The 20453-nt window shown below is 68.3% G+C and carries 20 protein-coding genes; 11 read left to right on the top strand and 9 right to left on the bottom strand.

Going from position 1 to position 20453, the window contains the following annotated elements:
* Nucleotides 1-3: 3 nt before the first annotated feature.
* The 4 genes from ACFVHY_RS21750 to ACFVHY_RS21765 all read right to left on the bottom strand — a co-directional run bounded on the left by ACFVHY_RS21750 (nucleotide 4) and on the right by ACFVHY_RS21765 (nucleotide 4489).
* Complete coding sequence (locus tag ACFVHY_RS21750) at nucleotides 4-909, bottom strand: DUF6542 domain-containing protein (RefSeq protein WP_390275396.1); 906 nt, start codon at nucleotides 907-909, stop codon at nucleotides 4-6.
* Nucleotides 910-913: 4 nt separating this feature from the next.
* A complete protein-coding gene (locus ACFVHY_RS21755) occupies nucleotides 914-2167 on the bottom strand; it encodes a DNA recombination protein RmuC (RefSeq protein ID WP_390275398.1) in 1254 nt (417 codons plus the stop codon).
* Nucleotides 2168-2224: 57 nt separating this feature from the next.
* A complete protein-coding gene (locus tag ACFVHY_RS21760; RefSeq protein ID WP_390275400.1) occupies nucleotides 2225-2851 on the bottom strand; it encodes a methylated-DNA--[protein]-cysteine S-methyltransferase in 627 nt (208 codons plus the stop codon).
* An 84-nt stretch (nucleotides 2852-2935) separates the two neighbouring features.
* Nucleotides 2936-4489, bottom strand: coding sequence for a DNA-3-methyladenine glycosylase 2 family protein (locus ACFVHY_RS21765; RefSeq protein WP_390275402.1), 1554 nt, complete (start codon nucleotides 4487-4489; stop codon nucleotides 2936-2938).
* A 118-nt stretch (nucleotides 4490-4607) separates the two neighbouring features.
* Between ACFVHY_RS21765 and ACFVHY_RS21770 the strand changes: the two genes are divergently transcribed.
* The 5 genes from ACFVHY_RS21770 (at nucleotide 4608) to ACFVHY_RS21790 (ending at nucleotide 8543) form a co-directional block, all read left to right on the top strand.
* Complete coding sequence (locus tag ACFVHY_RS21770) at nucleotides 4608-4946, top strand: hypothetical protein (protein WP_338855506.1); 339 nt, start codon at nucleotides 4608-4610, stop codon at nucleotides 4944-4946.
* 84 nt (nucleotides 4947-5030) lie between these two features.
* The gene (locus ACFVHY_RS21775; RefSeq protein ID WP_390275404.1) at nucleotides 5031-6329 is read left to right on the top strand and encodes an AI-2E family transporter; all 1299 of its coding nucleotides are present in this window, start codon (nucleotides 5031-5033) and stop codon (nucleotides 6327-6329) included.
* A gap of 57 nt (nucleotides 6330-6386) precedes the next feature.
* Nucleotides 6387-7466, top strand: coding sequence for a redox-regulated ATPase YchF (ychF, locus tag ACFVHY_RS21780; RefSeq protein WP_065631064.1), 1080 nt, complete (start codon nucleotides 6387-6389; stop codon nucleotides 7464-7466).
* Between the two features lie 7 nt (nucleotides 7467-7473).
* Nucleotides 7474-7965 carry a peptide-methionine (S)-S-oxide reductase gene (locus ACFVHY_RS21785; RefSeq protein ID WP_390275406.1) on the top strand — a complete coding sequence of 164 codons (492 nt, stop codon included), beginning with the start codon at nucleotides 7474-7476 and terminating at the stop codon, nucleotides 7963-7965.
* Nucleotides 7966-8105: 140 nt separating this feature from the next.
* Nucleotides 8106-8543 carry a VOC family protein gene (locus ACFVHY_RS21790; RefSeq protein WP_078113685.1) on the top strand — a complete coding sequence of 146 codons (438 nt, stop codon included), beginning with the start codon at nucleotides 8106-8108 and terminating at the stop codon, nucleotides 8541-8543.
* A gap of 16 nt (nucleotides 8544-8559) precedes the next feature.
* Here ACFVHY_RS21790 and ACFVHY_RS21795 read toward each other — a convergent pair whose 3' ends face one another.
* The gene (locus ACFVHY_RS21795) at nucleotides 8560-9918 is read right to left on the bottom strand and encodes a S1C family serine protease (protein ID WP_390275408.1); all 1359 of its coding nucleotides are present in this window, start codon (nucleotides 9916-9918) and stop codon (nucleotides 8560-8562) included.
* Between the two features lie 134 nt (nucleotides 9919-10052).
* Between ACFVHY_RS21795 and ACFVHY_RS21800 the strand changes: the two genes are divergently transcribed.
* From ACFVHY_RS21800 to ACFVHY_RS21815, 4 genes are all read left to right on the top strand, one after another.
* Complete coding sequence (locus tag ACFVHY_RS21800; protein ID WP_390275410.1) at nucleotides 10053-10694, top strand: GNAT family N-acetyltransferase; 642 nt, start codon at nucleotides 10053-10055, stop codon at nucleotides 10692-10694.
* A gap of 23 nt (nucleotides 10695-10717) precedes the next feature.
* The gene (locus ACFVHY_RS21805) at nucleotides 10718-11266 is read left to right on the top strand and encodes a putative immunity protein (protein WP_390275412.1); all 549 of its coding nucleotides are present in this window, start codon (nucleotides 10718-10720) and stop codon (nucleotides 11264-11266) included.
* 380 nt (nucleotides 11267-11646) lie between these two features.
* Nucleotides 11647-12633 carry an arabinofuranosidase gene (locus ACFVHY_RS21810; RefSeq protein WP_390275414.1) on the top strand — a complete coding sequence of 329 codons (987 nt, stop codon included), beginning with the start codon at nucleotides 11647-11649 and terminating at the stop codon, nucleotides 12631-12633.
* A gap of 157 nt (nucleotides 12634-12790) precedes the next feature.
* Complete coding sequence (locus tag ACFVHY_RS21815; protein WP_390275415.1) at nucleotides 12791-13672, top strand: sulfurtransferase; 882 nt, start codon at nucleotides 12791-12793, stop codon at nucleotides 13670-13672.
* Nucleotides 13673-14188: 516 nt separating this feature from the next.
* On the opposite strand, the gene ACFVHY_RS21820 is transcribed toward ACFVHY_RS21815, so the two are convergent.
* The 3 genes from ACFVHY_RS21820 to ACFVHY_RS21830 all read right to left on the bottom strand — a co-directional run bounded on the left by ACFVHY_RS21820 (nucleotide 14189) and on the right by ACFVHY_RS21830 (nucleotide 17099).
* A complete protein-coding gene (locus ACFVHY_RS21820; RefSeq protein WP_390275423.1) occupies nucleotides 14189-15274 on the bottom strand; it encodes an IS110 family transposase in 1086 nt (361 codons plus the stop codon).
* A 356-nt stretch (nucleotides 15275-15630) separates the two neighbouring features.
* On the bottom strand, nucleotides 15631-16602 hold the full coding sequence (locus ACFVHY_RS21825; RefSeq protein WP_390275417.1) for an isopenicillin N synthase family dioxygenase: 972 nt from the start codon (nucleotides 16600-16602) through the stop codon (nucleotides 15631-15633).
* A complete protein-coding gene (locus ACFVHY_RS21830; protein ID WP_065631058.1) occupies nucleotides 16599-17099 on the bottom strand; it encodes a nucleoside deaminase in 501 nt (166 codons plus the stop codon). The genes ACFVHY_RS21825 and ACFVHY_RS21830 overlap by 4 nt, the downstream gene beginning before the upstream one ends.
* Before the next feature lie 88 nt (nucleotides 17100-17187).
* Here ACFVHY_RS21830 and ACFVHY_RS21835 point away from each other — a divergent pair, with 88 nt between their 5' ends.
* Nucleotides 17188-18780 (top strand): PucR family transcriptional regulator, encoded by a 1593-nt coding sequence (locus ACFVHY_RS21835; RefSeq protein WP_390275418.1) that lies wholly within the window; start codon nucleotides 17188-17190, stop codon nucleotides 18778-18780.
* On the opposite strand, the gene cynS is transcribed toward ACFVHY_RS21835, so the two are convergent.
* A complete protein-coding gene (gene cynS, locus ACFVHY_RS21840) occupies nucleotides 18768-19220 on the bottom strand; it encodes a cyanase (RefSeq protein ID WP_390275419.1) in 453 nt (150 codons plus the stop codon). The two genes, ACFVHY_RS21835 and cynS, sit on opposite strands and share 13 nt — an antisense overlap.
* Before the next feature lie 253 nt (nucleotides 19221-19473).
* On the opposite strand from cynS, the gene ACFVHY_RS21845 reads away from it, so the two are divergent.
* A complete protein-coding gene (locus ACFVHY_RS21845; protein ID WP_390275421.1) occupies nucleotides 19474-20343 on the top strand; it encodes a formate/nitrite transporter family protein in 870 nt (289 codons plus the stop codon).
* Nucleotides 20344-20453: the final 110 nt, after the last annotated feature.

Genomic DNA, 20453 nt, shown 5'->3' on the forward strand with positions numbered 1-20453 from the left:
GGCTCAGGACCGCGTGTCGGCGACTCCGGCCGGGGGGATGTCGGTTGCCGACTCATATGTCGGGATGTCCGGGCGGCGCGGCGCGGGCGCGGCGTCCGACGGCGTGAGGTCGGGGGCCGCGAGGTCGGCGACCGTCGGTCGCGGCGCGCCCGTTGCGGTACGCGAACCCTTCGTCGCCGAGCGGGACGTCGCGGACGGCCGGTCCGGAGCGCCGGTCGAGCGCGGTTTCGGCCGCGATCCCGGCGCGGCCTTGGTCGAGGAGGGCGAGGACTGCGCTGCCGATCGGTTCTTCTCGGGAGACGCCGACGGGACCTCGGTGGCGGCTCCGGACGAGCCTGCTCCCTTGGCGCGACGATGCGTTGCCGCGCGGCCCGATGGCCGGTCGGTGTCGCCGCTCCCGGTCGCGGACCTGCTCGTGGGCGTCCGGCCCGCCTTGTCGCGGCTCGCGGCCCGGCGTTTCGGCGGCTCGGCGGCCTCGCGGGTCAGGAACCACCGGGCGAGCACGATCCCCAGGGTCACGAGGAACGTCGTCAACATCCAGGGGAAGTCCGCCGCGATGGGGAGCAGGACATTGAAGACGAGGCTCTTCAGTCCCGACGACGCCTGCTCGGAATTGAGGCCGTACAGGGTGACGATGCTGACGAAGAAGGCGATGAGCGGGGGCTGCGCGGCGGCGGTGAACAGGGCACGACGACGCACCGCCAGCGCGGCGATCACACATCCGACGAGGTAACAGAACTTGTAGATCGAGCCCAGCGAATCGTTGCTGCCGGCGTCGATGGCCGCACCGAGGCCCGTGATCCCGGTGGCCAGGAGAACGGCGCCCCACCACGGCACACCGCGGACCGCGGGCAGGACCGACTGCTGGTCCACTGGTACCGCGGTTTGGAGACGTTGCGGGGAAGGCACATGGTCACGGTACCGGGTCCTCGACAGAAATCGTTTCACCCCCGGACCGGGGCGTCGATGCCGCCTCCGGCGCCGTCCCAGGCCGGGCGGTCGGCCCCGCCGGGCGGCAGGTGTCGTGGATCACCGGTGGTCGTGGGGCGTCCGGGACATCGCCCAGGGCGTCGAGCTCGGCCAACCGGCGTGCGGTGACGCCGAGGCGACTGTCCACCGAACCGATCGTCGAGTTGTAGGCGTCGACCGTGCGCTGCAGCGACGTGCCGAGGTTGCCGAGGTGAGTGAGCACCCCGGCGAGCCGCTGATGAAGCTGCAGACCGAGATCGTGGATGACCGCGGCGTCGCGAGCCATCGCATCGTGACGCCATCCCAGTGCGACGGTCCGTAGCAATGCGATGAGGGTGGTCGGGGTGGCGATGACGACGTTGCGTGCGAAGCCGAACTCGAGGAGGTCGGGGTCGGTGCGGGCGGCGGCTTCCAGGACGACGTCGCCGGGCACGAACAGCACCACCATCTCCGGGGTGTTGTCGAAGGCGGACCAGTAGGACTTCGCGGACAGTCGTGCGATGTGCGCGCGCAGGGCGCGAGCGTGTTCGCGGATGAGTTTGTCGCGAACCGACGTCTCGGTGGCCTCGGCCGCCCGCAGGTAGGCGTCGAGGGGCACCTTGGCGTCCACGACGATGTCGCGGCCGCCGGCGAGGTGGACGACGAGGTCCGGCCGCAGCGTGGTGGCACCCCGGCCGTTTCCCGAACCGTTCGTATCGGAGGGGTCGGTGACCGACACCTGGGTGCTGAAGTCGCAATGCTTGGTCATGCCGGCGAGCTCGACCACGCGCTCGAGCTGGACCTCACCCCACCGGCCGCGGGCGTGCGGGCTGTGCAACGCGTTGGCGAGCTGGCGGGTCTGGTCGTTGAGCGCGATCGATGCCGAGTGGATCCCGCGCACCTGCTCGGTCAGTCCGGCGTACGCGCCGATCCGGTTGTTCTCGACCCGGCGCAGTTCGTCGGCGAGCTGCGCGAGGTTGGCGCGCAACGGCTCGACGATGTGCGCAACCGAACTGCCGATCGCCGACGACTGCCGGCGCGCCGCGTCCTCGGTGGCCCACGACAACGAGGACGCGACATCGTCGCGCGCGGCGCGCAGCATCTCCACCTCGGCGCGAGCCGCCGCCACGGTCGCGGCACTGCGAGCGGCGTGCGCCCACCAGCCCAGGGCGATCCCCAGGGCGAGGCCGACGACGAGCGAGAGGGCGGCAGCAGTCATGTCGTCGATGGTGTCGGACACCCCCGACAAGTTCGGCCGGACCGCGGGCGACGGGCACTATCGGTCGTCGGAACCGCTCCGTTCGTCCGGGCCGCTCAGCGCGCCGGCCTCGAAGTCGAGCAGCCACTGCTTGGTGGGCAGGCCGTAGCGGAATCCGCCGAGGCTTCCGTCGCTGCGCTTCACCCGGTGGCAGGGCACGAACAGGGCAGCCGCGTTGCGCGCGCAGGCGGCTGCCGCGGCCCGGACCGCCGCCGGCTGACCGGCCAGCTCGGCGAAGCGGGTGTAGGTGACGGGGTTCCCGGCCTCGACCAGGCGCAGAGCGTCCCAGGCCGGACCGAGGAAGGTCCCGCCGGAGCGCTGGACGACCGGAATCCGCGACGGCGCGGCGAGATCGCCGTCGTAGTACGCCGACACGGCGTCGGTGATGGTGCCGAGCGCGGCCGATGGCTGGACCGATTCCGGGCGTAGCGCGCGGTGGACGAGCGCCGTCAGGTAGGCGGGATCGTCGGTCCACCCCGACGCCAGGACCCGGTGGTCGGGATCGGCGACGACGGTGAACGCCCCGCTGGGAGTGGTGACGGTGGCGTAGCCGCCGACTGTCATTGTGCGGCCGATGGTTTGGGCGCTCCCCGGTTCAGGGGTGTCGGGCCCGGAGGCGGCGGTGGTGGTGGTCGGTGCGGACATTGTCGCTCCTTGCGGATCGCTGGGGATGTGATCGGAAGAGAGATCGCTATGAGATGCGGGTCATCGGAGTCTGCTCACTGCTCGTCACACGGCCTGTCCGGCGGCGTCGAGTCGGTGTCGCCACAGGTGCATGGTCGCGTACGAGCGCCACGGCGCCCAGTGCCGCGTGTCCCGCAGATCGATCCCGAGGTCGGCGGCTGCCCGGACGACCACGAGGTCGTTCGTGAGCAGGACGTCGGGATCGCCGGTGACTCGCATCGTGACGATGTCGGCGGTCCAGGGGCCGATGCCGGGCAACTCGAGAAGCTGGGCACGAAGATCAGACGCATCGACCCCCACATGCGGTTCCACCCGACCTTCGGCGAGTGCCGCCGCGACGCCGATCACGGCATCGATCCGCCGCCGCGGGCCGCGGAGGACCTCGTGTCCACGGGCGGCGATGACACCCGGCGTCGGGAAGGACTTCGACGCCGGACCGTCAACTGTCGTCGCCGTCTCGGACGGGGTGGCGAAGGCGTCGCCGACCGGTTCGCCGAGGGCCTCGACGAGCCGGTTCACCTGGTTGCGCGCGGCGGCGAGACTCACCTGCTGACCGAGCATGGTCCGGATGATCGTCTCGGCCGGGTCGAGGCTGCCGGGCGCACGGAGGCCCGGCGCCCGGCGCAGCAGCCGCTGCATCGTGGCGTCGGCGGCCAGTGCGTCCTCGGCCGCGGTGATGTCGGCGTCGAGGTCGAGCAGACGCCGGATCCGGTTGACCGCGACCCCCACGTCACGCATGTCCAGTCCGTGAAGGGCGACGACGGCGTGGTCGTCCTGCGGCTCCACCTCCGCCGACGCCGTTCGGTGGGGTAGGGCGAGGACCCGGCGGTAACGCCAGCCGTGCGGACTGTCCGGGGCGTCGACGACGGATTCGACCCCGGCCACGGCGTGCGCGTCCAGGAACCAGCGCATCCATGGCCAGCGATACGGCGCGCGGAACGGCAGGCGCAGGGTGACGCTTCCCGGGGCGGAATCGGTGCCGATCGCATCCTTTCTGCGGCTGTGCAGGCGTCGAAGCTCGGTGGGGGTGAGCCCGAAAACCGCGCGGACGGTGTCGTTGAACTGGCGCACGCTGGCGAATCCGGCGGCGAACGCGACGTCGGTCATCGGCATCGTCGTGCACTGGATGAGCACGCGGGCGTTGGTGGCGCGATGTGCTCGGGCGAGCGCGAGCGGCCCGGCTCCGAGATGCCGGGTCAGCACGCGGGTGAGGTGCCGGGGTGAATACCTCAGACGCGCCGCGAGTCCGTCGACCCCTTCGCGCTCGACGACGCCGTCGGCGATGAGCCGCATCGCGCGAGCCGACATGTCGGCGTTGATGTTCCACAGCGGGGACCCCGGAACGGCGTCGGGCGCGCAGCGTCGACAAGCACGGAAACCCTGCTGCTGGGCGGCCGCCGCGGTGAGGACGAACGCCACGTTGGCGGGCCGGGGGGTCTGTGCCGGACACGACGGACGGCAGTAGATGCCGGTGGTGCGGACCGTCACGAAGAACTGACCGTCGAAGCGGGCGTCGCGGGCCTGCACTGCGCGATAACACCGGTCGAAGTCCGGCGCGAAACCCCCGGTGTCGGGTTCTGTTGCGGTGCCTGTGCTCACCCGTCCACTGTGTCATCCGTCGACGTCCCGGTCTGGCGGGAATCGGACATCGCGACGGCATCCCACTGAGCCGACGAAAAGTGTGATCTGGGTTACATGTCTGTGGCAGCATGGCGCCATGACCACCCGGTTCGATGGCCGCCGCAGAAGTCGGCACGACGACCAGTCCCTGTCCGGACTCCCCGCGTGGGGGCTGGAGATGATGATGGGCCTCTACGGCCCGGAGACGATCAGGCGTGCCTGCGCCGAGGAAACCGAGCTCGGCATCACGGCGCGGGCCGAGCGGGTCGCCCCGGCCGCCGGATGCGCTCCGTCGTCGGCCGAGCCCCCGCCGCAATCGGACGCCGGGCCCGCCGGGCGCGACGACACCCCGGTCGTCTTCAACCAGGTCGACGCCGAACTCGAGGCCATCAACTCGCTGGTTCGTTACCTCGGACGGAAGTTCCGCCGCCGCTGATCATGTCGTCGGACGGACCGCATGTTCGTACGACCGTCGCCGCGTCGATGTCGCATTGTCATGCCGATGTGTGAGGATCCTCGGGTGACCGACAGCTCGGACGATCAGCGCGCGGACGACTCGTCCGCCGACGCAAGACCAGATACCACCAAGGTCGGTGCCGACGCCGTCCTCGGCGGCGATGCGGTGCTCGGCGGCGGTGAGAAGACGTATCCGACCCGGCTCCAGGTGATGATGACCGGCCTGCGGTCGTGCGCGACGGTCGGCGCGCAGATCGTGTTGGTGGCCGCCGCGCTGTGGGTGCTGTTCTGGTTGCTCGGCAAGTTCTGGGTGATCCTGTTGCCGGTCCTCCTGGCCATCATCGCGTGCACGATCCTGTGGCCGCCGGTGCGGTGGATGCGCAACAAGGGCGTGCCGGCCGCCGCGGCGTCGTTCCTGATGATGCTCATCGGACTGGGTGTGTTCGCCGGTGTGATCGGGCTGATCGTCCCGTCGGTCGTCGACCAGGCGCCCGAACTGGCGAGCCGTGCGACCGATGGTGTGGAGCGTCTGCAGGACTGGGTGCAGGGTCCGCCGCTGAACGTCGACGACCAGCAGCTCGACAACATGGTCAGCACCATCACCGACCGACTGCAGTCGAGCGCGTCGACCATCGCGGCCGGTGTGTTCAGCGGCGTCGGAACGGCGACGTCGCTGCTGATCACGATGTTCACCTCGCTCGTGCTCGTGTTCTTCTTCCTCAAGGACGGTCCGAAGTTCGTGCCGTGGCTCGACCGCACCGTCGGCAAGCCCTCGGGCAGACACCTCGGCGAGGTGCTGACCCGCATGTGGAACAGCCTCGGCGGCTTCATCCGCACACAGGCGATCGTGAGTTTCGTCGACGCCGCGCTGATCGGTCTCGGTCTGTTCATCCTGGGCGTCCCGTTGGCGTCTGTGCTGGTGGTCATCACCTTCCTCGGCGGATTCATCCCGATCGTGGGTGCCTTTGTCGCCGGCGCGCTCGCGGTGTTGATCGCACTCGTGTCCAACGGTCTGACCACGGCCCTGATCGTGCTGGGCATCATCCTCGCGGTGCAGCAACTCGAGGGGAACGTGCTCCAGCCGTGGTTGCAGTCGAAGTCGATGGATCTGCACGCGGTGATCGTGCTGCTGTCGGTGACCTTGGGCGGCACGTTGTTCGGTATCACCGGCGCGTTCCTCGCGGTTCCCGCCGTGGCCTCGCTCGCCGTGGTGCTCCGCTACCTGAACGAGCAGATCGCCGAGCGGGCCGGCGAGTCGTTGCCACCCGCGAACACACCGGTGACGACCCAGGTCGGTGTTCCGAACGATGACCCGCCGAAGGATCCCCCGAACCCGGTGAAGGGGTTGCTCGACCGGGACTGACTCCTCGGACCGACGCCCCGCCGGGCGTCGCGCTGCCTGCCGATAGACTGGGCGCCCGTGAGTCTCACCCTGGGAATCGTCGGTCTGCCCAACGTCGGTAAGTCGACCCTGTTCAATGCCCTGACCCGTAACGACGTCCTCGCGGCGAACTACCCGTTCGCGACGATCGAGCCGAACGTCGGCGTGGTCGAACTGCCGGACAGCCGTCTCGGCCGCCTCGCGGAGATCTTCGGCAGCGAGCGGATCCTGCCCGCCACGGTGTCCTTCGTCGACATCGCCGGCATCGTGAAGGGTGCGTCGGAAGGTGAGGGCATGGGCAACCAGTTCCTCGCCAACATCCGCGAAGCCGACGCCATCTGCCAGGTGGTCCGGGTCTTCGACGACGGTGACGTCGTCCACGTCGACGGTCGCGTCGATCCCTTCGCCGACATCGAGGTCATCGAGACCGAGCTGATCCTGGCCGACATGCAGACGCTCGAGAAGGCCATCCCGCGTCTGGAGAAGGACGCGCGCAAGAACAAGGACCTGGCCGAGACCCTCGCTGCCGCCAAGAAGGCGCAGGAGATCCTCGACACCGGCAAAACACTGTTCTCGCAGAAGGATTCGTTCGACCTGGCGTCGGTGCGCGAGCTGCACCTGATGACCGCGAAGCCGTTCCTCTACGTCTTCAACTCCGACGAGGGTGTGCTCACCGACGACGCCCGTAAGGCGGAGCTGCGCGCCGCCGTCGCACCCGCCGACGCGGTGTTCCTCGACGCCAAGGTCGAGAGCGAACTCCTCGAACTCGACGAGGAGGACGCCCAGGAGCTGCTCGACTCCATCGGGCAGGACGAGCCGGGTCTGACCTCGTTGGCGCGCGCGGGTTTTCACACCTTGGGCCTGCAGACCTACCTCACGGCCGGCCCCAAGGAATCCCGCGCCTGGACCATCCACCAGGGCGACACCGCGCCCAAAGCGGCGGGGGTCATCCACACCGACTTCGAGAAGGGCTTCATCAAGGCCGAGATCGTCTCCTTCGACGACCTCGACGCCGCGGGCTCGATGGCCGCGGCCAAATCCGCCGGCAAGGTGCGCATGGAGGGCAAGGACTACGTCATGAAAGACGGTGACGTCGTCGAGTTCCGGTTCAACGTCTAGACAAGCGATGACGTCCGTGCCGCCGAACGAGGAGATCTACCTCGCGGGCGGTTGCCTGTGGGGTGTGCAGGCATTCGTCGCGACGCTGCCGGGGGTGACCTTCACCGAGGCCGGCCGGGCCAACGGCGCGAGCCATACCCTCGACGGTGAGTACGACGGCTACGCCGAATGCGTGCGGACTCGGTTCGATCCGGCTGTCGTGAGCGTCGACCAGTTGGTCTCGCACCTCTTCGAGATCATCGATCCATACAGCGTGAACCGACAGGGGCCCGACGTCGGCGAGAAGTACCGCACCGGTGTGTATTCCGACCGGCCGGAGCACCTCGAACATGCGCGAGCCTTCATCGGTGCGCGGGCCGACGCGGATCGCATCGCCGTCGAGGTGCTTCCGCTGACCAACTATGTGCGAAGCGCCGACGAGCACCAGGATCGGCTCGCACGGTATTCGGAGAGCGCGTGCCACCTTCCGCAGGAGCTGCTGACCAAGTACCGCGGCTGACGGTTCAGCAATGGGTATCCCTCAGCGATACCTGCTGCTGAACCCTCCGCGCCGAGTGCCCGACCATCCCCGGCCGGCCGGCCGTGCACGGTCTCGCGACACGCTCATGGCCGTCGCCCATCGTTGCTAGCGTGACCTCCATGTCCATCACACTCGAGAACGTCGCCATCGCCGTGCGTGACCTCGACGCCGCGATCGCCTTCTTCACCGACCTCGGTCTCGACGTCATCGGCCGGGACACGGTCCGCGGGGAGTGGGCCGACACGGCGGTCGGGCTCGACGGCAACCACGTGAAGATGGCGATGCTGCAGACCCCCGACGGTCACGGGCGGCTCGAACTCTTCGAGTACATCCATCCCGAGGCCATCGAGACGCCACCCACGCAGCCCAACGACATCGGGATGCACCGGGTGGCGTTCTCGGTCGACGACATCGACGAGGCCCTCGAGGTGGCGGCACGGCACGGGTGTCATCCCGTGCGCGGCGTCGCCACCTACGAGGACGTGTACAAACTGACCTACGTGCGCGGGCCGAGCGACATCCTCGTCATGCTCGCCCAACGACTCTCGCCGGGCTGATCCGGCGCAGCTCGGGTCACGGGTTCTGGCCGAAGGGGTTGCCGCCGAACGGCAACGGGGAACCGCCCGATCCGCCGCCGGATTCCGGCACCGTCGTCTCCTGCTCGTCGACGGCACTGCCCAGCTTCACCTGGACCGTCCGGGCACCCGAACCGGAACCGGTGGTCACCGGCACGGTCTCACCCGGCTCGTGGGTGAGGATCTGCGCCATGAGGTCGGCGTAGTCGGAGACGGTGGTGTCCCCGATCTTGGTGATGACGTCGCCCTGCCGGATACCCGCATCTGCCGCGGGCCCGCCACGCTGCACCGACGAGACGGTCGCGCCCTCGGTCCGGTCGCCGGCCGACAGTGAACCCGACACTCCCATCACGGGTTTGGTGGCCTGACCGTCCTGCAACAGTTGATTGGCGATGCGCTTGGCGGTGTTGATCGGGATCGCGAAACCCAACCCGAAGGACTGCGGTCCACCGGACGCGGCCTGGCCGGTGTCCACCGCCGAATTGACCGCGATCACCTGCCCCTGCAGATTCACCAGTGGCCCACCGGAATTGCCCGGGTTGATGGGGGTGTCGGTCTGCAGACCGTTGTACACGGTGAGCGACGAACCACTGGAGTCGCCGGCGGTCACCGTACGCGACAGCGCGCTGACGATGCCGGACGTCACCGTGTTGGTCAGGCTGTCCGGGCTGCCGACGGCGACCACTTGCTGGCCGACCTTCAGCGCATCCGAATCACCGAGTGCCGCCGGGGTCAGTCCCGACGCACCCTCGAGCTTGATGACCGCGAGATCGTACGACGGGGCGTTCCCGGTGACGGTGGCGTTGTGCTGATGCCCGTCGCCGGTGGTGACGACAATCGTGCTGCCGGAGCCGGCCCCGGCGACGACGTGGTGGTTCGTCAGGACGTAACCGTCGGGGGAGAGGACGATACCGCTGCCCACTGCCGTGCCGTTCGCGGTCTGGACCTTGATGTCGGCCGTCGACTTCGACGCCACGCTCGCGGCATACGTCACCGAACCGGGTTGCGCGTCGGCGGCATTGGCCGCGGCGGCCGGTTGCGAGTTGAGGATCGGTACCGACGCGGCGTCGTGCCCGAGCAGCGAACTGCCTCCCATGCCGACGGCGCCGCCGAGCAGTCCCGCGAGGAGCGCGGTGACGATGATCGGCTTCGTAACGCCGGCACGCTGCCGCGCGACCGGAGGAGGCGGCGGGGGTGAGACGAATGGCGGCGGGGTGGCCTGCGGGTTCATCGCCCAGGGCCCGGGCGGCGGCACCGGTCCGCGCGGCGGCGCAAAGGGTTCGGTGATCGGGTCGTGGTCGTCGTCGGGCATGGGGGTCTGGGGCGTGTTCACGGCACCACGATGCCTGCGCCTCATGTGAACAGGGCTACGGAAATCCTGCGGATTTGCTGACAAGCTCGACGCGGACTCTCAGGTGTCTCTGACCTGTGTACTGCGGATTTCCCGCGCCACGAGATATCAGTGTCGACCGAATGTGGTTCCGCGGTAATGTGACCCGCCGACCACCCGCATCCGACTCAACCCTCGAGGACAGTGACATTTCCATCGACCACGCGATCATCGCGGATCTCGACGATGCCGCCGGCACTCTCGCCGCCGCTTTCGACGCCTATCCCTGGACTCGATGGTCCATTCCCGAGGACGGCTATCGGGAACGGTTGCACCGACTACAACGGATGTATCTGGGATACGCCTTCGACCACGGTGTCGTGCTGGTCACCACGGACCGGTGCGGCGTGATCGCCCTGCTGCCCCCGGATGTGCCGGAGCCGGATGGACAGTTTCAGGCCGAAGCGGCCGCCCTGCACGGCGATCGGCTGGCCGCGGTCGCCCGGGCCGAGACCCCTGCGCACCCGGCAGGCGCATGGAACATGGCGACACTCGGAGTCCACCCGGACCGCCAGGGCAAGGGGTTGGGAAGCGCGCTGGTCCGCGCCGGACTCGCCGCGGTCGACGACAGGACTCCTCCTCCGGGTGTGTGCGTCGCGCTCGAGACCTCCGACGATCGCAATGTGATGATCTACGAACGTCGCGGGTTCGTCGTCACCGCAACGACTCCGGTCGACACGGGCCTCGTCGTCCATTCGATGCTCCGCGATCCGGATGGCGGCGGGTTGTCGGCGACCGTGTGAGGACACTGCTAGCGTTTCGGCCGATGGCAGACTTCGAGTTGACCGATGACGACTTGCGGGTCGTCGTGCGTTGTGCGACCGAGTGGGCCGAAGAAGTGCTGCCGGTCTTCGAGCGAACGCGGCCCGACGACCCGCGTCCCCGCGCGGCCATCGAGGCGGCCCGGGAATTCGCCGCCGGCGCACGCAGATCGACGCGCCAGCGGACGGCCGCCTTTGCGGCGCATCGTGCCGCGAAGGACGCGCCGTCGGAGACTGCCCGACTGGCCGCCCAAGCCGCAGGCGACTCGGCGGCGGCGGCATATCTGCATCCGATCGCGAAAGCGCACCAGGTCGGTCACATCCTGCGGGCCGCGGTGAACCGGGCGTACATCGCCGAACTGGAGAGCGGTGGAGATCCGGCGGTGGGGAGCGAGATGATCGCGGCCGTGTGCGACCGGACACCACCCGAGCTCATCGATGTGCTGTGTCGGTACCCGGAAACCGGGTGCCGGGGCATCACGGGCGGCCCGCCTGATGGCCGAACTCGACAGCCGACTGCGGGCGTCGGGCAGACGGACGACTGGGACGCCTGACTGAGACGAATGGCCGCTCGGTCACGTCAAATCCCCTGTGCAGGAACGGTTTTAGTTGATCATTCGCCTGACAAACGACATGTCGCATGACATGGTGTTGCCTGGCCGATGCGCGCAGTCGGGCTCGTCGGCCATCCAGTTGGCACATGTCGAAAGGTCTCCAGTGTCCTCGTCTGAACTCGGTCTCACCATGTTGTTCGCCTTCATCGGTCCGCTCCTGGCGCTCTATGCCAACGGCAGCTAGGGATACGGCGATTCGTCGAACCCGGTGATCGTCGCCGGCCGCACGGATTCGCGCTGTCGATCCGTGCGGCCGGAACCTGACGACCTTCCGGGTGAAAGTTGCACATCGTGCGCCGTTCGTCGTCGATACTGCATCGGTGACACCTTCCAGACGAACCGTGCTCTCCGCAGCCATCGTGGTGTTGCTCGCGGTGGCCGGACTTCTCGTCCCGACGCCGGCGAACAGTGCCGCCGCGCCCTCGGGCTGGCGGTACACGATGGTCGCGTTCAGCAACGCGAGTGCGCGCGACATGGACGTGTACGAGTCCTCCGACGGCCTCGAGTACACCCTGGTGCGCAGGTCCGCGTACCGGCCGCCGACGGGGTACGTCCGCGATGCGAGCATCTTCCGGCACACCGACGGCTGGTATTACGTGACGTACACGACCGCAGACGCGGCCAGCATCGGGTTCGCGCGCAGCCGCGACCGCGTCAACTGGAACTTCCTGTACAACTGGCCGGTGCCGCTGTGCTGTGCGTTCCTGCCGGGGACCGGTGACGGCAAGGGATTCGGCTCGTCGAGCGGATCAGGTTCGTCCGGCTCGTCCGGGTCAGCGGGTTCGAGTGACGGTCCGTCGTTGTCGCCGTTCACGACCAAGGCCTGGGCGCCAGAATGGTTCGTGGAGGGTGGCCGGGTCAACGTGATCCTGTCGATGTCGACCGGTGGTGGTTTCGTCCCGTACGTGATGACGGCGCTCGATCCCGGGCTGCGGATGTGGAGTCCGCCCGTGCCGCTGTTGAGCATCGGCGCCGACCACATCGACACCACGGTCATCAAGGTCGGGCCGACCTATCATGCATTCACCAAGAACGAGACGCGAAAGTTCATCGAGCACGCGGTCTCGGGCTCGCTGTTCGGGCCCTACCGGTTCGTGCCGCCGGGCAACTGGGGTCGTCTCGTCGAGGGTCCCGCCGTCGTCCAGCTACCGAACGGCGCCTGGCGGATGTACCTCGACGCCTACCGGAACGGCCGATACCTCTACTCCGACAGCACCGATGGGATGCGCACCTGGTCGCCGGTGAAACAGATCCCGGGCATCTCCGGGACGGTCCGCCACGTGGGCGTGATGCGCGAGCGCGCCTGACGGCGACGGGTCCGCACGCTGCCGCGACACGACGCACCGGGTCGCGTACGTGCGTCAACCGTCGTGCTCGGTGAGATTCGGCACGGTGCCGAGAAGCCGACGGGCACCTAGTCTCGGTGACGTCGGGGGTGTTTTGCCCGTTTCTCGAGAGGTTCCGATGAGTACTTCTGTCCTGCCCGCGCTGGTCGACGTCGCCTGGTTGCGGGAGCGGCTCGACGACCCCACCGTGGTCATCGTCGACGCGACCACCCATCTCCCGATTCCGAAAGAGGGGCCATATGTCCCCGAATCGGGAGCGGAGTGCTTTCGCGCGGAACACATCCCGGGTGCGGTGTTCGCCGATCTGCTGACCGACTTCGCCGACGCCGACAGCCCCGAACCGTGGACGGTCCCGTCATCCGAGCAGTTCGCCACGGCCGCATCGGCGTTGGGGATCGGAGACGGGGCGACCGTCGTGGTGTACGACCAGCTCGAGGGGTTCTGGGCAACGCGCTTCTGGTGGCACCTGCGACTCGAGGGTTTCGACGCCGTGACCGTGCTCGACGGCGGCCTGCCGGCCTGGAAGGCGGCCGGCGCCCCGGTGACCGATGCCGAGTCGACCGTCACCCCGCGTACTTTTCACGGGACGCGTCGTCCCGAACTGTTGCGCTCGACCACGGAGGTCGCTGCCGCGCTTGATGATCCGTCGACGCTGCTGGTCAACGTCCTCGACGAGGAGACTTATCGCGGTGAGACCACCACGTACGCCCGTCAGGGCCACATCCCGGGATCGGTGAATCTCCCGGTGTTCTCGATCCGCGACGCCGAGACCGGCGACCTCCGCCCGGTCGAGGAGCTACGCCGGGAATTCGAAGCGGCCGGGTTGCTGGCCGACGACACCAAGGTCGTGACGTACTGCGGAGGCGGCATCGCGGCCACCGGGATCGCGCACGCGCTCGCACTCGTCGGACGCGACGACGTCGCGGTCTACGACGGTTCGATGACCGCGTGGGCCAACGACCCGTCGCTCCCGCTGGTCACCGGACCGGAACCGCGTTGACGACGCCGGGCCGCTCCAGCGGTCTGGCGCTACGCGTGAATTCGCGTCCCCCTCAGCAGGATCGAAGGGCACATTGCCCTTCGACCCTGCTCACGGGGACGAGCTTTTCCGGGCCGGCCGGCCGCTCCCCAGGGTGCGAGTAAAGCGAGCCTCGAAGGCTAATGGCTACAGGAACATTCCCACCAGACCCTTCGAGGCTCGTCGCTGATATGTAGTGCTGCTCTGTCAAGTCCCATGGCGAAATTGCCTCCTTCTCAGGGGCTGTTGTGGGGTTGGCCACCCGCCGCGGTGTGTGGTGGTCGTTACTCGCGACGGTGTTGTCGGACTGATATACGCGGGTTGGTTACCGCTCAACGGTGTTCGACAGGAGATGAAAACGCTGGCCGACGGGTCTATGTAAACGTGCGTACCGTGCACCCAAAAGTGCTGGCGCACATAGCGACGCCGTGGATTCGTTCCCTGTTCACCACAGCGGGAGTCCCGCGACGGGTGGCCAAGATTGTGTGTCAGTGCTGGTTAGTCGTCGAGCACCGCCAGCGACCAGCACCAGCCGGCGAGCTCACGAGCGATCGCGGTGTTGGCCACGCAGGGATGTTTGCTGCGGCGGTCGAATTGTTGCCAGCGCTTGTGTAGCCGACGATTGCCGGCATGGCCACGGGCGCGGGCAGCCGGTGTAGCAGCCTCCCACCGGCGGCGCATGGTCTGTCCGGGTGTGGCGTAGGGGCGTCGGTGTTGCCAGGCCGCCTCGACCAGTAGCCGCCGCACGTGGGCGTTACCGGCCTTGGTGATCGATCCCTGACTGCGGGTCCCGCCGGTCGAGTATTCCGAGGGCACCAACCCGGCGTAGGAGCCGATTGTGGCGCCACTAAACCGTGACCAGTCGCCGATCTCGACCGCCAAAGCGAACGCGGTCAGCGTCGACACGCCCCGCAGACACGACAGCCGGGTGACCACCGCCCGCCACGGATCGGTGGCCGCGGTCTGTTCGATCAGCTCATCGAGGCGGTCACGGCGGGCGGTCACGCTCAACACCGCGTCCAGGTCGTTGTCGAAGGCGGCTTGCAGCAGCGGCAGCTCGAAACGTTGACGCTGCAGCCACCGCTGATGAACACCGGTCCAGGGTTTCCCGCCGGAGTAGACGATGCCCTGTCGCAGAAGCAGTTTGGACAATCGATGCCGAGCGCGCATCAGGTCGCTGCGGGCGTCCTCGCGGGCGCGGACCAGATCCCGTGCGGCTTCGGTGCCCACCTCAGGAACATTGACCGCCACCACTTCGCCCAGGCGCAGCAACTTCGCCAAGTGTGCGGCGTCTCGGGCATCGGTCTTGACGCGGTCCCCGGCTGGCCGTTGCAGCTTCGAGGGCGCGGCAACCACACACTCCATCCCGGCCGCCGTGATCGCCCGCGCCAATCCGAAGCCGGTCGGACCGGCCTCATAGGCCACCCGCACCGGCGGGGCCAGGCCTTGTAGCCAGCTGACGATGGTCGCCGCATCAGGGACCAAGGTCTCCCGAATCACCTGCCCGGTGTCTTCATCGATGGCATGAGCGACCACCGAGCGTGCGTGAACATCCAATCCGACACTTGTACCCTGAACAATCACCGGAGGCCTCCTGATCTGCAATGTGGTGCTACCGCCGAGTGTGAACTCAGCAGCAGCAACCCACGATGTGTTTGCAGCTTGAGGCCTTCGGCCCCAAGGCCCTCATACCGTCTATCGCTCCTCGCACGTCAGGGAGCGGGGGGCGCGCACCTAGCACCTCAGTATCTGCGGCCTGGCGCCCGTCGTGAACCACGAAAGCACTCTGCTCCCTGAGGAGCGAGCCTGCGAGCGTCACGAAGGGTTACGCAACCCTCGGTCGCCGGACCCTTCGTGACGCGACCTCCGCAAGCTCCGGGCGCTCCTCAGGGAGCGGAGGGGGTTCGCGCTTTTCCGCCTCGGGAGTGGAGGGGCGGGTCTCAGCCGACGGTGATCGCGTCGAGGCGCTGCCGGATGAAGTCTCCGGACACCACCGGTTCGAGTCCGGCGCGGCGGCCCGCGGGTGGGGCGACGGGGGAGACGAGGGCGTCGTGATCGAGTTCGTAGAAGAAGATCAGCGAGACGAGGTCTTCGGCGGGCGCGTCGGGTTGCGGTGGCAGGACGCGGTGCCGGCCCGCGGGCCAGCGCCCGGCCGACCAGTACTCGAGGATGTCCCCGATGTTGACGGTCAGGGCGTCGGGGTTCCACGGTGCGTCGGCCCACCCCGATTGCTCGCTGTAGACCTGCAATCCGCCGGCGCCGGGTTCGCGGTCGAGGATGGTGACGGTGCCGAAGTCGGTGTGCGGTCCGATGCGGAACTGGCCGGGTTCGGGGGTTCCGACGTCGTGCAGCGGCGGGTAGTGGTTGATGTTGGACGACCACGTCGGCTTCGACGCGAGGTCGCGGAACGGATTGTCCGAGCCGACGAGGCCGAGTGCGGCGGCCATCAGCGCCAGCAGGTTGTCGGACAGCCGTCGCATCTGAGACGTCCACGCGGTGAACAGTTCTCGGAGTTCGGGCGTTTCCGTCGGCCACACGTCGGGGGCGAACCAGTACCCGTCGATTTCGGGTATGCCCACCGGCGTCTGCGCACCGGAGGTGAACGATTCCTTCAGGTCCGGCGGGGTCTCGGTGCCCTCGGCGAAACCGTTGGCCTCCTTGCCGGGACCGATCCAACCGCGGCCGCCGACACCGGCGGAGTACCGGCTCTTGACGTCGGCCGGGAGGGCGAAGAACCGACGGGCCGCCGCGCGAAGGGAGCTCGGCAACTCGGGATCGAGTCCGTGCCCGGTGACGAGCAGGAACCCGGCCTGCTGCAGGGATTCATCGACGGCGGCGCAGACCCGTTGCGCGGCAGCATCTCCGGACTGCCACTCCCGAAGGTCGACGGTGAGTACCGGGCTGTCGGTCATGACATCTCCACGTTCTCGTCGGCCGGGGCGACCCCGATGTCCTCGTTCCACACCGCGGGATTGGCCGCGATGTACGACGACATCATCTCCGCGCACCGCTCGTCGTCGAGCACGATGACCTCGACGCCGTGCTCACGCAACCAGTCCTCTCCGCCGTAGAACGAGGTGTGTTCGCCGATGACGACTGTGCCGATGCCGAATTGGCGGATGAGGCCGGAGCAGTACCAGCACGGCGACAGGGTCGTCACCATGATCGTCGGCCCGTAATCCCGTTGCCGCCCCGCGGCGCGGAAGGCATCCGTCTCGCCGTGGGCCGACGGATCGTCGGCCTGCACGCGCCGATTGTGGCCCGCGCCGAGCAGTGTGCCGTCGGCCGCGAAGAGGGCCGCACCGATCGGGATGCCGCCCTCGTCGAGGCTCGTCCGTGCCTCCCGGTAGGCGACGTCGAGCATCCCGGACACGTCGAGACCGGCATGGCCGGGCAGCGAGATCGTCATGCTTCGAGAGTGCCGGGTGGCTCCGACGGTGACAACTGACAGATCGTCGTACTGCGGTCGAGGCCGCCGGTGCATATTGTCTTCGTCCATGACGCTCGATCGACCCCCGACGGATACCGCCACCCCGACGCTTCGGGAGATCCTCGACGACCACTTGGCGGTAGCCGAGCCGCGGGTCCTGAGCGGCCACGAACGTCTCGACGCACCGGTGCGGTGGGTGCATTCGAGCGAGATCTACGAGATCGGGCCGCTGCTCACCGGCGGCGAGTTGCTGCTCACGACGGGGCTCGGTCTGCGCGGACTCGATGCCGGCACCCGCAAGCACTATGTGCAGGACCTGTCGCAGCGAGGGGTCGCGGCGGTCGCGATCGAAGTGGGTCGGACGTTCGAGGCGGTGCCCGAGGAGATGGTGCGGGCGGGATCGGCCGTCCGGCTGCCGATCATCGAACTCCGGGCGGTGGTTCCCTTCATCGACGTGTGCCGAGCGGTCAACACCGCAATCGCCGCCCGCGAGGTCGACGAGTTACGAGTCCGCTCGACTCTCGTGGAGTCACTCCACGACGACCTGGCGGCCGGTGCCGGGGTCGCGCCGATGCTCGGTCATGTGGCGGAAACCCTGCATGCGCCTGTCGTTCTCGTGTCCACATCCGGGGCGCTGCTGTCCGCGCACGGCGTCGACGACGACTCGGCGGCGTGGCGGGTCGTCGACCGGGCCGTGTCGGAGGCCACGGTCCACAGCAAGGGACGTCCGATCGCCCGGCTGATCGTGGGCGAGCGCACCGACGCCGGCCCGATCCCGTTCGCGCAGAGTCTGTTGCGTGCGGCCGCCGGTCCGGTGGCGGTCGGCCTGACCCGGACCGGAGTCCGGGGTTCGGCCCTGGCCGCGCGGCTCGTCGAAGACCTGGTCGACGGCAGACCGATGCGACCCGCGGACCTGCGGGCACGCCTGGCCGCCGCGGGGGTGTCCGTGGGGGCGCCCATCGTGGTGGTGCCCCTCGCGGCGGAGGCCCCGGACCCCCGGATGGCCGATGCCGCGGTCGCCGGCGCCGAGCTGGATTCGGTGGCACGCAGCATCGTCGACGCCACGGTCTACGCACTGGCCGCGGTGCCGGCCGGGGGAGGAGAGGGCGCCACCGACCCGGTCGACCGGGTGGCGTCCTCGTTGACACGGCAGGGCAACCGAATCGGACGCACCACGGTCGTTGTCGGAAACCCCTGTGTCATCGACGATGTCGGGCCCGGCGCCGATGTGGCGTCCGCCCTCTCCGCCTCACTGCGCCGATGCGGGCGACAACTCGGGCTCGCGGCGTCTACCGCTGCGAGCCTCGAGGCGGGACGACGGGTGTTCACCTCGCGCGAACTCCTCGTCGACGAGGCGATCGGTGCGCTGGATCCCGCTCTTCGGACGGAGCTGCGGTCCCTGGTGGAACCACTCGTCGCGGCCGATGGACGCTCCTCGTCGGACCTCGTCCGGACCCTGGCGGTGCACCTGGCGCACGGCTGCAGTGCGACGCGGTCGGCCGCGGCGCTCCACATCGGCAGGCAGAGCCTCTATCAGCGGCTCGAACGGATCCGGACGGTCCTCGGTTTCGACCCCACCGACCCGGCCGTCTACGCATCGACGATGCTGGCCTTGCGTTCGGTGACCCGCGAGGTTCACCAGGTGGCTCACCAGTTGTAGTCGAGGAATTTCCCGTCGAAGGTCACGACCACGCGGTCGCCGTTCGGGTCGGGCCGGCGTCGGATGTCGATGTTGAAGTTGATGGCGCTCATGATGCCGTCGCCGAACTCCTCGTGGATGAGTGCCTTCAGCGCGGGCCCGTAGACGTCGAGCGCCTCGTAGAAGCGGTAGATGGTGGGATCGCTCGTCGCCGCCTCGTCGGGTGTACGCGTCGGCTGTTGCCGCAGACTCTCGGCGACGCCCTCGCCGAGGCCGAGCAGTTCCACCACGGCGGTGGCCTTCGCGGCCGGGACCGGATGTTTGCCCAGCAGCGCAGCGACGGTCCAGACCAACGGGGCGTCGATCTTCTCGGCGATCGTCGCCCAGGTGAGTCCCTGGCGTACCCGTGCGGCGTTGATCAGTTCTGCGGCATCGGTTTTCGGCATGATCGGAGTGGTCATCGTGATCTCCATCGATAGTGTCGGACCATATCCACAGTGCCCATCGGCCGGCGCGGTGCCAAGTCGAGGCAGCGACATCCGGCAGTGTTCACACGATCGACATCATGACCCGGCGCCGGTGGCGGCGCCGACTTCACACCGCGACGAGTCCGGAGTGAGGGCGGTGTAACAGGGGGACTCGTCGATGACACCGAACGGACATGTGACCTCGGTTCCATGGGGCGCAACAACTGAGGAGTTCGAGGAGACCCACATGTCCTATGTGAAACCGTCCGAATTCGCGGTGAAGATGGTCGACGCCGGCGAGTCCAAGGCGTTCATGTCCACCCGCGACACCCTGATCAGGGCGTTCATGGCCGGCGCGATCCTGGCTCTGGCCGCGGCGTTCGCGGTGACGGTCACCGTGCGGACCGGTGAGCCGCTGCTGGGGGCGCTGCTGTTCCCGGTCGGCTTCATCCTGCTGTACCTGATGGGCTTCGACCTGCTGACCGGTGTGTTCACGCTGGTTCCGCTGGCGTTGCTCGACAAGCGCCGAGGCGTCACCGTTCGATCGATGCTGCGCAACTGGGGTCTGGTCTTCGTCGGGAACTTCCTCGGCGCCATCCTGGTCGCGATCATGATGGCGGTCATCCTGACCTACGGATTCAGCGTCGCGCCCGACGAGGTGGGACAGCAGCTGGGCGAGATCGGGCACAGCCGCACCGTGGGGTACGCCGAGCACGGGGCGGCCGGCATGCTGACGCTGTTCCTCCGCGGGGTGCTGTGCAACTGGATGGTGTCCACCGGTGTCGTCGCCGCGATGATGTCGACATCGTTGCCCGGCAAGGTGATCGGGATGTGGATGCCGATCATGCTGTTCTTCTACATGGGCTTCGAGCACTCGATCGTCAACATGTTCCTCTTCCCCTCGGGGCTGATGCTCGGCGGTGACTTCTCGATCGCCGACTACCTCGTCTGGAACGAGATCCCCACGGTGATCGGCAATCTCGTCGGCGGACTCACCTTCGTCGGTCTGACGCTGTATCTCACTCACGTGCGGACCGCTCCGGATCGTCGACCCCCCGCCCACGACGCGACGACCGAGGTCGACGTGGCCGCGCCGGTCCGTACGACGACCGCCTAGCCCGACGCCGACCCGTATGACGTCGTGCCCGCAATGCCGGGACCACCGCAAAACGGTGGTTTGTCTTTTAAACAAAACACAGCCCCCCCGACCAAGCCGCAAAGCGGTTG

Source organism: Gordonia sp. NPDC127522 (assembly GCF_042672305.1).
In the GTDB taxonomy this organism is placed as follows: Bacteria; Actinomycetota; Actinomycetes; order Mycobacteriales; family Mycobacteriaceae; genus Gordonia; species Gordonia hongkongensis.